This is a genomic window from Streptococcus infantarius subsp. infantarius ATCC BAA-102 (assembly GCF_000154985.1).
GTDB classification, from domain to species: Bacteria; Bacillota; Bacilli; order Lactobacillales; family Streptococcaceae; genus Streptococcus; species Streptococcus infantarius.
Genome location: NZ_DS572693.1, coordinates 1 through 12,336 on the forward strand (window position 1 = coordinate 1; position 12,336 = coordinate 12,336).

The 12,336-nt window shown below is 37.8% G+C and carries 14 protein-coding genes; all 14 read left to right on the forward strand.

Translation table 11 applies throughout. The features are described from left to right. Window positions 1-497, forward strand: a 497-nt coding sequence (locus STRINF_RS06505) for a glucosamine-6-phosphate deaminase (RefSeq protein WP_006532271.1), incomplete at its 5' end; no start/stop codon positions are given. A 32-nt stretch (window positions 498-529) separates the two neighbouring features. Continuing rightward, window positions 530-1,246, forward strand: coding sequence for a pseudouridine synthase (locus tag STRINF_RS06510; RefSeq protein ID WP_006532272.1), 717 nt, complete (start codon window positions 530-532; stop codon window positions 1,244-1,246). A 50-nt stretch (window positions 1,247-1,296) separates the two neighbouring features. Beyond that, complete coding sequence (locus STRINF_RS06515; RefSeq protein WP_006532273.1) at window positions 1,297-2,259, forward strand: competence protein CoiA; 963 nt, start codon at window positions 1,297-1,299, stop codon at window positions 2,257-2,259. Beyond that, entirely contained in the window at window positions 2,259-4,061 is a 1,803-nt protein-coding gene (pepF, locus tag STRINF_RS06520) for an oligoendopeptidase F (RefSeq protein WP_006532274.1), read from the forward strand. Before STRINF_RS06515 ends, pepF begins: the two co-directional genes overlap by 1 nt. Before the next feature lie 72 nt (window positions 4,062-4,133). Beyond that, entirely contained in the window at window positions 4,134-4,640 is a 507-nt protein-coding gene (locus STRINF_RS06525; protein WP_006532275.1) for a GNAT family N-acetyltransferase, read from the forward strand. A 1-nt stretch (window position 4,641) separates the two neighbouring features. Continuing rightward, on the forward strand, window positions 4,642-5,253 hold the full coding sequence (locus tag STRINF_RS06530; protein WP_014334465.1) for an HAD-IA family hydrolase: 612 nt from the start codon (window positions 4,642-4,644) through the stop codon (window positions 5,251-5,253). Between the two features lie 52 nt (window positions 5,254-5,305). Then, the gene (locus STRINF_RS06535; RefSeq protein WP_006532277.1) at window positions 5,306-6,007 is read left to right on the forward strand and encodes an O-methyltransferase; all 702 of its coding nucleotides are present in this window, start codon (window positions 5,306-5,308) and stop codon (window positions 6,005-6,007) included. Between the two features lie 69 nt (window positions 6,008-6,076). Beyond that, complete coding sequence (locus STRINF_RS06540; RefSeq protein WP_006532278.1) at window positions 6,077-7,135, forward strand: peptidylprolyl isomerase PrsA; 1,059 nt, start codon at window positions 6,077-6,079, stop codon at window positions 7,133-7,135. A 203-nt stretch (window positions 7,136-7,338) separates the two neighbouring features. After that, window positions 7,339-7,461, forward strand: a complete 123-nt coding sequence (locus STRINF_RS10750; RefSeq protein WP_014334468.1) for a hypothetical protein — start codon at window positions 7,339-7,341, stop codon at window positions 7,459-7,461. Window positions 7,462-7,493: 32 nt separating this feature from the next. After that, on the forward strand, window positions 7,494-10,112 hold the full coding sequence (alaS, locus tag STRINF_RS06545; protein WP_006532279.1) for an alanine--tRNA ligase: 2,619 nt from the start codon (window positions 7,494-7,496) through the stop codon (window positions 10,110-10,112). A 1-nt stretch (window position 10,113) separates the two neighbouring features. Then, window positions 10,114-10,299: a hypothetical protein gene (locus STRINF_RS06550; protein WP_006532280.1), complete on the forward strand. Its 186-nt coding sequence runs from the start codon at window positions 10,114-10,116 to the stop codon at window positions 10,297-10,299. Between the two features lie 111 nt (window positions 10,300-10,410). Further along, the gene (locus tag STRINF_RS10610; protein WP_223903559.1) at window positions 10,411-10,689 is read left to right on the forward strand and encodes a peptidase M50; all 279 of its coding nucleotides are present in this window, start codon (window positions 10,411-10,413) and stop codon (window positions 10,687-10,689) included. Between the two features lie 20 nt (window positions 10,690-10,709). After that, window positions 10,710-11,360 (forward strand): hypothetical protein, encoded by a 651-nt coding sequence (locus tag STRINF_RS06560; protein WP_006532282.1) that lies wholly within the window; start codon window positions 10,710-10,712, stop codon window positions 11,358-11,360. 186 nt (window positions 11,361-11,546) lie between these two features. After that, window positions 11,547-12,329, forward strand: a complete 783-nt coding sequence (locus STRINF_RS06565) for a carbon-nitrogen family hydrolase (RefSeq protein ID WP_006532283.1) — start codon at window positions 11,547-11,549, stop codon at window positions 12,327-12,329. Window positions 12,330-12,336: the final 7 nt, after the last annotated feature.

A 12,336-nucleotide genomic window follows, 5' to 3' on the forward strand; every position in this document is an offset into this window, starting at 1 on the left:
ATAATGACCAAAGTTATCATCATTTTATGCAGGAAAATCTTTTCCAATATAAACCATTTAAAGAAAGCTATTTGCCAAACGGTCTAGCTGAAGATTTGCAAGTAGAAGCAAAACATTATGATCAAATCATCGAGGAACATCCGATTGATTTTCAAATTTTGGGAATTGGTCGTAATGGTCATATTGGATTTAACGAGCCAGGGACTCCGTTTGACATGACAACACATATCGTTGATTTAACGCAGGATACGATTGAGGCAAATAGTCGTTTCTTTGACAGCATGGAAGAAGTGCCAAAACAAGCTATTTCAATGGGAATTCACTCAATCATGCAATCAAAAATGGTTGTTTTAATGGCTTATGGCAAGGATAAAGCTGACGCTATCAATCAAATGATTAATGGTCCAATCAGCGAAGAGTTACCAGCTAGTGCTCTTCAAAATCACCCAAATGTTGTAGTAATTGTTGATGAGGCTGCAGCGAGTGAATTAGACTAAAAAATTGCTTCAGAACATGGTAAAATAGGAGCATGCGTTTAGATAAATTATTAGGACAAGCAGGGTTTGGTTCGCGAAATCAAGTCAAAAAGCTCATCAGAAGTCGTCAAGTTTATGTGGATGGCAGGCTAGCTGAGGCAGACAATCTCAATGTCGAACCAAGTTTGCAAGAAATCATGGTATCAGGAAAGCGGCTGGAGCAGTCAACTGAAAAATATTTCATTTTAAATAAGCCAGCAGGTGTTGTTTCTGCGGTGTCTGATAAAGAACATCAAACGGTCATTGATTTGATTGCTGAAGCAGACCGAGTGCCAAGACTCTATCCAGTTGGGCGTTTAGACCGCGACACGGAAGGGCTACTTTTGATTACCAATAATGGTCTTTTGGGGTTTCGCATGTTGCATCCAAAATATCACGTTACAAAGACTTACTATGTTGAGGTTAATGGTTTGTTAGCTGAAGATGCGCCAGCCTTTTTTGAAAATGGAGTGACCTTTGATGACGGAACGGTTTGTAAACCTGCTAATCTTGAGATTATCGAGGCAAGTTCTGAAAAAAGCTCCGCTTATATCTCGATTGCAGAAGGAAAATTTCATCAAGTTAAGAAAATGTTTTTGGCTTATGGGGTCAAGGTCATTTACCTCAAACGAATGACTTTTGGTGACTTTGAACTTGGTGACTTGCCAAGGGGACAATACCGAGAATTGAATACGAAAGAAAAAGAAATCTTGAAAAATTATTTGGATTAATCCGGTGGTTTTTCAGGATTTTTTTCGAATAAAGAAGTAGGAGGTTTAATATGCTGTCTGCTCTTGATGAAAATGGTCGTTTGGTCTCCTTGTTAGATGAGATTCCTAAAAAACAAGCTTTTACTTGTCCAGCCTGTCATTCACCAGTTCGGCTGAGACATGGTCAGATTATGCGTCCGCATTTTGCGCATGTTTCTTTAGAAAATTGTGACTTTTATAGTGAAAATGAAAGTGATGAACATTTGCAGTTAAAAGCAGGACTTTATCAGTCGCTTTCGCAAAGTGAAAAAGTGGTCGTTGAGGCTGTTTTGCCAGAGCTGCATCAGGTTGCAGATATTTTGGCCAATGATAACCTTGCTCTGGAAGTTCAGTGCTCCAGATTATCAGAAAAGCGTCTCAGAGAACGCACGGCTTCTTATCACAAGGCTGGCTTTAATGTTTTATGGCTTTTGGGAGAAAAACTGTGGCTTGGCAAGCGTTTAACGCCGCTACAGCGACACTTTCTTTACTTTTCGCAGAATATGGGATTTTATCTGTGGGAGTTAGATGCTAAGAAAAGGCTTGTTCGACTACATTATTTAATTTATGAAGATTGGCATGGTAAAGTGCATTATTTGACAAAAAACTGCTCGTTCTCAGAAAACTTAATGGCATTTTTCAGACTTCCTTATCAAAAACAAAAACTCTCAACTTATGAGGTTAAACAAGATTCAAATCTATTAAGCTACATTCAAAGACAACTATCTTCTCGAAATACTTCTTGGTTAAAGCGCCAAGAAAAGGCTTATTTGCAAGGGAAAAATCTTCTCACACTGCCTTTGTCAGCTTTTTTTCCGCAAGTTAGGCCCCCAGAAACTAAGGCTGGTTTTTGTCAAATTTCACAAGACTTATCAGACTTTTATGAGACCTTCAGGTGTTATTATCAAAATCAAAGTGAAAAAGGTGTTCAAAAACTTTACCCACCAGCTTATTATGGTAGAATGGTTAATAATATCAAGAAAAGGAGAACATAATGTCAAATAATCGTAGTGATATTGATGAAAAATACAAATGGGATTTAAGCACTGTTTTTGCGACAGATGAAACATGGGAGGCTGAATTAGCTAAGTTAGATGCTGATTTAGAAGATGCTAAAAAATACAAAGGTCACTTGACACAATCAAGTAAGAATTTGCTAACTATCACGGAGCATTATCTTGATTTGTCACGCCGATTGGAAAAAGTTTACGTCTATGCATCAATGAAAAACGACCAAGATACGACAGTGGCAAAGTACCAAGAATACCAAGCCAAAGCTACAGCACTTTATGCTAAATACAGCGAAGTCTTTGCTTTTTACGAACCGGAATTGATGCAATTATCAGCTGAAGACTTTGCGGCATTTGTTGCTGAAACGCCAGCGTTGTCAGCTTATGCGCATTTCTTTGAACAACTTTTCAAACGTCAAGCACACGTCTTGTCACAAAAAGAAGAGGAACTCTTAGCTGGTGCACATGAAATCTTTGGTGCCGCTGGTGAAACTTTTGAAATTCTAGATAATGCCGATATTGTTTTCCCAGTGGTTTTAGATGATGAAGGTAATGAAGTTCAGTTAACGCATGGTAATTTCATTAGTCTTTTGGAATCAAAAAATCGCGACGTCCGAAAAGCAGCTTATGAAGCGATGTATGCCACTTACGAACAATTCCAGCATACTTACGCTAAGACTTTGCAGACAAATGTTAAGGTTCATAACTACGATGCGCGTGTTCACCACTTCAAGTCAGCACGTGAGGCAGCACTTTCTGCTAACTTCATTCCAGAAGCAGTTTATGATACATTGATTAACCGTGTAAATGCGCATTTGCCATTGCTTCATCGCTATGTTGAGCTTCGTAAGAAAATCCTTAAATTAGATGATTTGAAAATGTATGATATCCATACACCATTGTCTGAAATGGATATGAGCTTCACTTATGAAGAAGCTTTGAAAAAAGCAGAAGAAGTTTTGGCTGTCTTTGGTAAAGATTATTCTGAGCGTGTTCATCGTGCTTTCACAGAACGTTGGATTGATGTTCATGTCAATAAAGGAAAACGCTCAGGAGCTTATTCTGGTGGTGCTTACGATACTAATGCCTTTATGCTTTTGAACTGGCAAGACACCCTTGATAATCTGTTTACTTTGGTACACGAAACTGGGCACAGCCTTCATTCAACATTTACACGTGAAAACCAACCATATGTGTACGGTGATTACAGTATTTTCTTAGCTGAGATTGCTTCAACAACTAATGAAAATATTTTGACAGAAACACTTCTAAAAGAAGTAGATGATGACAAGGCTCGCTTTGCGATTTTGAATCATTTCTTGGATGGTTTCAAAGGAACAATCTTCCGTCAAGCACAATTCGCAGAGTTTGAAGATATGATTCATAAAGCAGACCAAGCTGGTGAAGTATTGACAAGCGAATACCTTAACAATCTTTATGCAGACCTAAATGAAAAATATTATGGTCTTAGCAAGGAAGACAATCCAGAAATTCAATACGAATGGGCACGTATTCCGCACTTCTACTACAATTATTATGTCTATCAATACGCAACAGGTTTTGCTGCAGCAAGCTATTTAGCTGATAAAGTGGTTCATGGCACTCAAGCTGATATTGATCGTTATCTTGATTATCTTAAAGCAGGAAATTCTGATTACCCACTAAACGTCATTGCAAAAGCAGGTGTGGATATGATAAGTAGTGATTATTTGGATGCAGCCTTCAAGATTTTTGAAGAACGTCTAAATGAATTGGAAGCTTTGGTCGAAAAAGGAGCACACCTTTAAAATGCTTTATGAGGTTGGATATTCCAGCCTCATTTTTTATGTTATAATGGAAAAAATTTTGGAGGTGCTAGTATGGAAATTAGGAGACTAGATGTTAATGATGAAGCGGCTTACCGAGCTTATCAAACAGTTTTGGAAAATGACGATAGCCCCTTTATTACGACACGTGAGATTGGTGATTTTAAAACCTTTGTGGAAAATAGCAGAACGCAAGAAACACAAGCTACTAATCCTGATTATTCAACGATGACGACCTATTATGCCTTTGTGAATGGAAAAATTGCTGCGCGTATATCTTGTCGATGGCAGCTGGAAAAGGGTAATCTTGCGACGATTGGTGGACATATCGGCTATCAAACCTTACCAGAATTTAGACGACAAGGTATTATGACAAAACTTCTTAACTTTGCTCTTGAGCAATATGCCAAACGTGGCATCAATCCTGTGCTTATCACAGCGCGTGAGAACAATATTGCCAGTCGTAGAACCATTGAAAAAGCTAGCGGTATTTTGGAAAATATTATTGATCTAGAAGATGGACATCGTCTAGCATGTTATTGGATTAGATTGGAGAAATAGATTGATAACTTTGATTTGGGATTTTGATGGAACTTTGGTGGACTCATATGAGGCAATCGGTGAGGCTTTGAAAGTCACTTATGCGCATTATGACTTGGTTTTTGATGAAGAATGGGTTATGGATTTTATCATTAAAGAATCCGTAAAAGCTTTACTTTTTCAAGTGGCGAAAGAGCAAGAATTAGATTTTGCGGAGTTATCAGCCTTCTTTAAAAAAGAGCAGGAAGCGCGTGACCATATGATAAAACCAATGCCACATTTGGCAGAGGTGCTTAAACAGACAAAACAAATGGGCACAACTCATTTTGTCTATACGCATAAAGGAATTACAGCTAACGATGTGCTAGAAAGACTTGGAGTGCGTCAGTATTTCACAGAAGTAGTGACTTCAGCAAACGGTTTTGCTCGTAAACCAGAACCAGAAGCTATTAATTATCTTATTGAAAAATATGTTTTAGACAAAGCTGACACCTTTTATGTAGGTGACCGCAGAATTGATGTTGAAGCTGCAGAGAATGCTGGTATTAAGTCCATTAATCTTGGACAACCGTCATCAAAAATGAATCAAAAGATTGCTGATTTGTCAGATATTGTTACCCTTCTTAAGCAGTAAAATAAAATGCTGCCTATTCACATCGGCTTTATTTTGCTATATAATAAGAGTTATGGTTAAATCATATTCAAAAACAGCAAATCACAATATGCGACGTCCTGTTGTCAAAGAGAATGTCGTGCGTTATATGCGAACACATCAAAAGCAAAATGATGGCTTTTTAGCGGAATTAGAAGCTTTTGCACATCAAGAAAATATCCCGATTATCCAGCACGAAGTAGTGGCTTATTTCCGTTTCTTGTTGCAAACTTTGCAGCCTAAGAATATCTTGGAAATTGGGACAGCGATTGGTTTTTCAGCGCTTTTGATGGCAGAAAATGCACCAGAAGCTAAGATTACAACACTCGATCGTAATCCAGAAATGATTGCTTTTGCTAAGGAAAACTTTGCGAAATACGACACTCGCAAGCAAATCACTTTGGTTGAAGGAGATGCAGTTGATACCCTCTCAACCCTTGAGGGAGAGTATGACTTTGTTTTCATGGATTCAGCAAAATCAAAATATATTGTTTTTTTACCAGAAGTGTTAAAACACTTAAAAGTTGGTGGTGTTGTTATCTTTGATGATGTTTTTCAAGGCGGTGATATTGTTAAAACAATCGAAGAAGTGCGTCGCGGACAGCGTACAATTTACCGTGGCCTTCAACGACTTTTCGACGCAACGCTTGACAATCCAAATCTGACAGCAAGCCTTTTGCCACTTAGTGACGGGCTGTTAATGCTCCGTAAAAATGCAGAAGACGTAGAACTGTAAAATTAAGCAACATTTAAGTTATTGTGGTATACTAATGGAGTTAAAGACAAATTAAGGAGTTTAATATCAATGGCTAACAAAGAAAAATCAGGATTTTCAAAAATGATCCAAAGCAAGGCTTTTAAAGGTGTTTCTATTGCCGTAGCGTCAGCTCTTATCGGTGCTGGTGTAACTTACCTTGCTACAAACAACAATTCTGAAACTAAAGCTCTTGTTACAATGAAAGGTAACACAATTACAGTATCAGACTTCTACAATGCAGCTAAAAGCACATCATCATCTCAACAAACAATGTTGAACTTGGTTTTGTCACGTGTCTTTGAAGATCAATATGGTGATAAAGTTTCTGACAAAGACGTTACCAAAGCTTATAACACAACAGCTTCATCATACGGTTCATCATTCCCAAGCGCTCTTCAAGCAGCAGGATTGACAACAGATACTTACAAACAACAAATCCGCACATCAATGCTTGTCGAATACGCTGTTAAAGAAGCTGCTAAAGACAAATTAACAACTAAAAACTACAAAGACGCTTATAAAGACTACAACGCAGACACAACTGCTACAGTTATCGCATTAACTGACGAAGATAAAGCAAACTCAGTTCACAATCAAGCAACTGCAGACGGTGCTGATTTTGATAAAATCGCTAAAGAAAACACAACAGCTAAGAAAACTGAATACACATTCGATTCAGCAGACACTAAATTGCCATCAGATGTTATGGCAGCTGCCTTCAAACAAGACGAAGGGTCAGTATCAGATGTGATTAAAGTGATGAACTCATCAACATACTCATACACTTACTACATCGTTAAAACAACTAAGAAAACAGAAAAAAATGCTGACTGGAAAACTTACAAAAAACGCTTGAAGAAAATCATCATGGCTAAATACCAAAATGATACAAGCTTCCAAAACCAAGTTATCAGTAAAGCACTTGATAAAGCTAATGTGAAAATCAAAGATCGTAGCTTCGCAAGCATTCTTTCACAATATGCTACAAGCACATCTTCATCATCTTCAAAAGCTTCATCAAGCTCAAGTGAAGCAAGTTCTTCAGAAGCTAGCTCAACTGAAGACTCTTCAACAGCAGAATCAAGTTCTACAGATTCAGCTGAATAAGCTACTTGACCAGACGCCTAAAATACAGTACAATTAAAAATATTGAGAATCGTTTTTAAACATTCAGATTCAGAAAAGTGGCGGTTGCTGCGAGCCATGGATGAAGTTAAAAATGTGCTACTCATGTTTTCTAAATGTCAGAAGTGGTAACCGAGTTACCATGGTCAAATACAAGAAAAAACAATTTAAGAGATAAATGAAGAATGACAGGTTCATTGAAAAGAGGTGGTACCGTGGCTAACGTCACCCTCTATGAAATGGAACTTGTCGTTTTTTTCTCCTTTGAACGAGAGCAAAAGATGATTTCAATCTATGGCAAGCGTTAAAATCGCTTAGTAAGAAGAAAAGGAAAGATGTAATGAAACAATTGACTAGTGCGCAAGTGCGCCAAATGTGGTTAGACTTCTGGAAATCAAAAGGTCACTCTGTTGAACCTTCTGCAAACTTGGTCCCTGTAAATGACCCAACTTTGTTGTGGATTAACTCGGGTGTTGCCACACTTAAAAAATATTTTGATGGATCAGTAATTCCAGAAAATCCACGTATCACAAATGCTCAAAAAGCTATCCGTACAAACGATATTGAAAACGTTGGTAAAACAGCTCGTCACCACACAATGTTTGAGATGTTGGGTAACTTCTCAGTTGGTGATTACTTCCGTGATGAAGCTATTACTTGGGGATTCGAATTGTTGACAAGCCCAGAATGGTTCGACTTCCCTAAAGATAAACTTTACATGACTTATTACCCAGATGATAAAGATACTTACAATCGTTGGATTTCACTTGGTGTTGAACCAAGCCACTTGATTCCAATCGAAGATAACTTCTGGGAAATTGGTGCTGGACCTTCAGGACCAGATACTGAAATCTTCTTTGACCGTGGAGAAGACTTTGACCCAGATCACGTTGGTATCAAACTTCTTGCTGAAGACATTGAAAATGATCGTTATATCGAAATTTGGAACATCGTGTTGTCACAATTTAACGCTGATCCAGCTGTTCCACGTTCAGAATACAAAGAATTACCACACAAAAACATTGATACGGGTGCTGGTTTGGAACGTTTGGTTGCCGTTATGCAAGGGGCTAAAACAAACTTTGAAACTGACCTCTTCATGCCAATCATTCGTGAAATCGAAAAATTATCTGGTAAAACTTATGATCCAGATGGCGACAACATGAGCTTTAAAGTTATCGCTGACCACATCCGTTCACTTTCATTTGCTATCGGTGATGGTGCTCTTCCTGGTAACGAAGGTCGTGGATACGTGCTTCGTCGTTTGCTTCGTCGCGCAGTTATGCACGGTCGTCGCCTTGGTATCAACGAAACATTCTTGTATAAATTGGTTCCAACTGTTGGTAAAATCATGGAATCATACTACCCAGAAGTACTTGAAAAACGTGAATTTATCGAAAAAATCGTTCGTCGTGAAGAAGAAACATTCGCACGTACAATCGATGCTGGTTCAAACATGCTTGACCAATTGTTGGCTGATTTGAAAGCAGCTGGTAAAGACACTGTTGAAGGTAAAGACATCTTCAAATTGTACGATACATACGGATTCCCAGTTGAATTGACTGAAGAATTGGCTGAAGATAAAGGATTCAAGATTGACCACGCTGGCTTTGAAGCTGCTATGAAAGAACAACAAGAACGAGCTCGCGCAAGCGTTGTTAAAGGTGGTTCAATGGGTATGCAAAATGAAACATTGTCAAGCATCACTGAAGAATCAGTCTTTAGCTATGAAGAAGAAGTTCTTGAATCTACATTGTCAGTTATTATCGCTGATAAAGAACGTACTGAAGCTGTTTCAGAAGGTCAAGCTTTACTTGTTTTCGCTAAAACACCATTCTACGCTGAAATGGGTGGTCAAGTAGCTGACCACGGTGTTATCAAAAACGATAAAGGCGACATCGTTGCTCGTGTGATTGATGTTCAAAAAGCACCAAATGGTCAAGCTCTTCACACAGTTGAAGTACTTGCAAGCTTGTCAGTTGGTACAACATACACACTTGAAATTGACGCTAAACGTCGTCACAGTGTTATTAAAAACCACACTGCAACTCACTTGCTTCACGCAGCTCTTCACCATGTTATCGGTGAACACGCTACTCAAGCTGGTTCTCTTAACGAAGAAGGTTTCTTGCGCTTTGACTTCACTCACTTTGAAGCTGTTACTGCTGATGAATTGCGTCAAATCGAAGAAGAAGTTAACCAACAAATCTGGAATGCTATTCCTGTTATCACTGTTGAAACTGACATTGACACTGCTAAATCAATGGGTGCTATGGCCTTGTTCGGTGAAAAATACGGTAAAAATGTACGTGTTGTAACAATTGGTGATTACTCAATTGAACTTTGTGGTGGTACACACGTTTCAAATACAGCAGAAATCGGAATCTTCAAGATTGTTAAAGAAGAAGGTATCGGTTCAGGAACTCGTCGTATCCTTGCTGTAACTGGTAAAGAAGCCTTTGAAGCATACCGTCAAGAAGAAGAAGACCTTAAAGCAATCGCTGAAACACTTAAAGTGCCTCAATTGAAAGAAGTTACTAAGAAAGTTGTTAGCTTGCAAGAACAATTGCACAAATTGCAAAAAGAAAACGCTGAATTGAAAGAAAAAGCAGCCGCAGCACAAGCTGGTAACGTCTTCAAAGATGTTAAAGAAGCAAACGGTCTTCGCTTTATCGCTAGCCAAGTAACTGTTTCTGATGCAGGTGCTCTTCGTACATTTGCTGACAACTGGAAACAAAAAGACTACTCTGACGTTCTTGTATTGGCAGCAGCTATTGGCGAAAAAGTCAATGTTCTTGTAGCAAGCAAATCAAAAGATGTTCACGCTGGTAACTTGATTAAAGCTTTGGCACCAATCGTATCAGGTCGTGGTGGTGGTAAACCAGACATGGCCATGGCAGGTGGTTCAGATGCTGCTAAAATCGCTGACCTTCTTGCAGCAGTAGCAGAAAATCTATAAGATGACATCAAAAAATATCTTTCTAAAACTCGCCATTGCCTTAATCAGTGTAACAATCATAATCCTTGCTGGAGTGCTTATTGTCAATAGCATCCAAGGAAAGGTAAACTGGGTACTTATTGTCATTCTCTTTGCAGAAGCAAGCCTACTCAGTAGCCTGATTAAAACCTTGCAAGAAAGAAAATAAAATGAAAGCTCACCGAACGGTGGGCTTTTTTGCTATGGTTAAAAAATCTTATGATAAAATGGTAATATCATTTAGGAATTCCAGAGATATTCAGGAATAAAAGGGAGATATATGAGAAAATTACCTTCGCCAGTTTGTGTAACATTTTTGTTCTTACTTTTGTTGATGATAATATTTCCATCAGTACGAGAAACATTTATCTTAAGTTATATTAGCATTATGTTGGCTATTTTATGTCATGAATTTGGTCATTTTGCAGTTGGTTATATTAATGGCGTAAAACCACAGCATCTTATTGTTGGTTTTATTAAATTTGATTTTGAAAGAGGATTCCACATTCAATTTAATAATAACTGGATTTACTATGGGGGATTTATCGCTATAAGGTAGCAAAGTATCCAGAAAAATCAATGTTAAAGTTACTAGTTGGAGGTCCATTAGTTAGTTTACTTGGTTCATTTGTCTTGTTTTCACAGTTGGAATTTTTGAAAGTATTTGGATATTCTAGCCTATTATTATTTATAGCAACGGCAGCTCCAATAAACTTTTCTGGCTTAAGCAACGATGGTTTTAAGGCATATAAATTGTTAATGAAAGATGACTTATTTCTTTTATATCAAAGAGTATCTAATCAATTATTGCAAGATTACAGCGTTACGACTTTTGATGAAGTTTCAAAAGTTTGTAGCACTTTATCAAACAAAAATATTCCTGACTATATGATAAATACTTTTTTATTGTATCTGATTTATGCTTGGTTATTGCAAGGAGAAATGTTGCAGATTAGAAATAGTTATCAAAGATTGACAGAGATAAAGCCAAGTAATCAGTTTAATCGAAATTATTACTATAGCCTTCTAGTAAGTTTAGAAGCATTAGTGTATAAGAGGGTGTCTAGTGACTTATTTGCTAAAGTCAACTTGGAGAAATTAGATAAGATTAGCCAAAAACGTCTGCAATATCTATCATGTTTTTATTTAGAAAATAGTGAAGATATAAGTGAGAAAAAATCGCTTTTCAAGAGGTGTTATCATCATATAGTGAACAAAAATCAGTTTTAGTTCAAGCTGAAAAACAGTTTTTAGTATAAAGTATTCAAAGCTCACCTGATGGTGGGCTTTTTTGGGGTTATAGTTTTTAACTATCAAATCTATTTAAAATAACTATTTTACGAGGAGAAGGGAGACTGCTATAATAGTCACTAAGATTTCAGAAAATTTTAAACAAAAGATAGAATCGAGGAAATCATGAAAGTTTCACTAATTCAGATGGCTATTTACGAAGCTGAGCCGAAGAAAAACATTGAGAATGTCTTAGCTTGGTTAGAAAAAGCAGCGCTTGATGAGCCTGATGTGATTGTCTTGCCAGAAATGTGGAATACAGGTTATGCTTTGGAGCAAATAGCAGAGCTTGCTGATGAGAATGGTCAAAAAACTAAAAACTTGCTTAGAAAGTTTGCGAAGGATCACCAGGTTAATCTGGTAGCGGGCTCTGTGGCAACGAAAAAAGAAACTGGGTTTTTTAACACAACTTATGTTTTTAACCGATCTGGTCAGGTGATTGCTGATTATGATAAGGTTCATCTTTTTGGCTTGATGGGAGAAGATCGTTTTTTGCAGGCTGGCAAAAATGAGAATCTTTTTGAACTAGACGGTGTAAAAGCAGCTAGTGTTATTTGCTATGATATCCGTTTTCCAGAATGGGTGAGAACCTTGATGTCAAGCGGAGCCAAGGTTTTATTTGTCGTAGCTGAGTGGCCGAAAGAGCGTGTCGAACAATGGGAGATTTTACTTCGTGCGCGTGCAGTTGAAAATCAAGCTTTTGTAGTGGCTGTTAACCGTGTTGGTCAAGGAGCGTTGGACGATTTTTCTGGGGATTCATTGGTTATTGACCCGCTAGGAAATGTTATTTTGCAAGCGCCAGATAATCAAGAAGGTGTTTTTTCGGTAGATATTGACTTATCAGAGGTTGAAAAAGTTCGTGGGCATATTCCTGTTTTTGCTGACCGAAAACCAGAGTTGTATCATTAATGGGGGA

What these genes read in the sequence shown, in the direction of transcription:
- STRINF_RS06510 (WP_006532272.1), top strand. Translation starts at nt 530, where the DNA reads ATGCGTTTAGATAAATTATTAGGACAAGCAGGGTTTGGTTCGCGAAAT.
- STRINF_RS06515 (WP_006532273.1), top strand. Translation starts at nt 1,297, where the DNA reads ATGCTGTCTGCTCTTGATGAAAATGGTCGTTTGGTCTCCTTGTTAGAT.
- pepF (WP_006532274.1), top strand. Translation starts at nt 2,259, where the DNA reads ATGTCAAATAATCGTAGTGATATTGATGAAAAATACAAATGGGATTTA.
- STRINF_RS06525 (WP_006532275.1), top strand. Translation starts at nt 4,134, where the DNA reads ATGGAAATTAGGAGACTAGATGTTAATGATGAAGCGGCTTACCGAGCT.
- STRINF_RS06535 (WP_006532277.1), top strand. Translation starts at nt 5,306, where the DNA reads ATGGTTAAATCATATTCAAAAACAGCAAATCACAATATGCGACGTCCT.
- STRINF_RS06540 (WP_006532278.1), top strand. Translation starts at nt 6,077, where the DNA reads ATGGCTAACAAAGAAAAATCAGGATTTTCAAAAATGATCCAAAGCAAG.
- STRINF_RS10750 (WP_014334468.1), top strand. Translation starts at nt 7,339, where the DNA reads ATGACAGGTTCATTGAAAAGAGGTGGTACCGTGGCTAACGTCACCCTC.
- alaS (WP_006532279.1), top strand. Translation starts at nt 7,494, where the DNA reads ATGAAACAATTGACTAGTGCGCAAGTGCGCCAAATGTGGTTAGACTTC.
- STRINF_RS06550 (WP_006532280.1), top strand. Translation starts at nt 10,114, where the DNA reads ATGACATCAAAAAATATCTTTCTAAAACTCGCCATTGCCTTAATCAGT.
- STRINF_RS10610 (WP_223903559.1), top strand. Translation starts at nt 10,411, where the DNA reads ATGAGAAAATTACCTTCGCCAGTTTGTGTAACATTTTTGTTCTTACTT.
- STRINF_RS06560 (WP_006532282.1), top strand. Translation starts at nt 10,710, where the DNA reads ATGTTAAAGTTACTAGTTGGAGGTCCATTAGTTAGTTTACTTGGTTCA.
- STRINF_RS06565 (WP_006532283.1), top strand. Translation starts at nt 11,547, where the DNA reads ATGAAAGTTTCACTAATTCAGATGGCTATTTACGAAGCTGAGCCGAAG.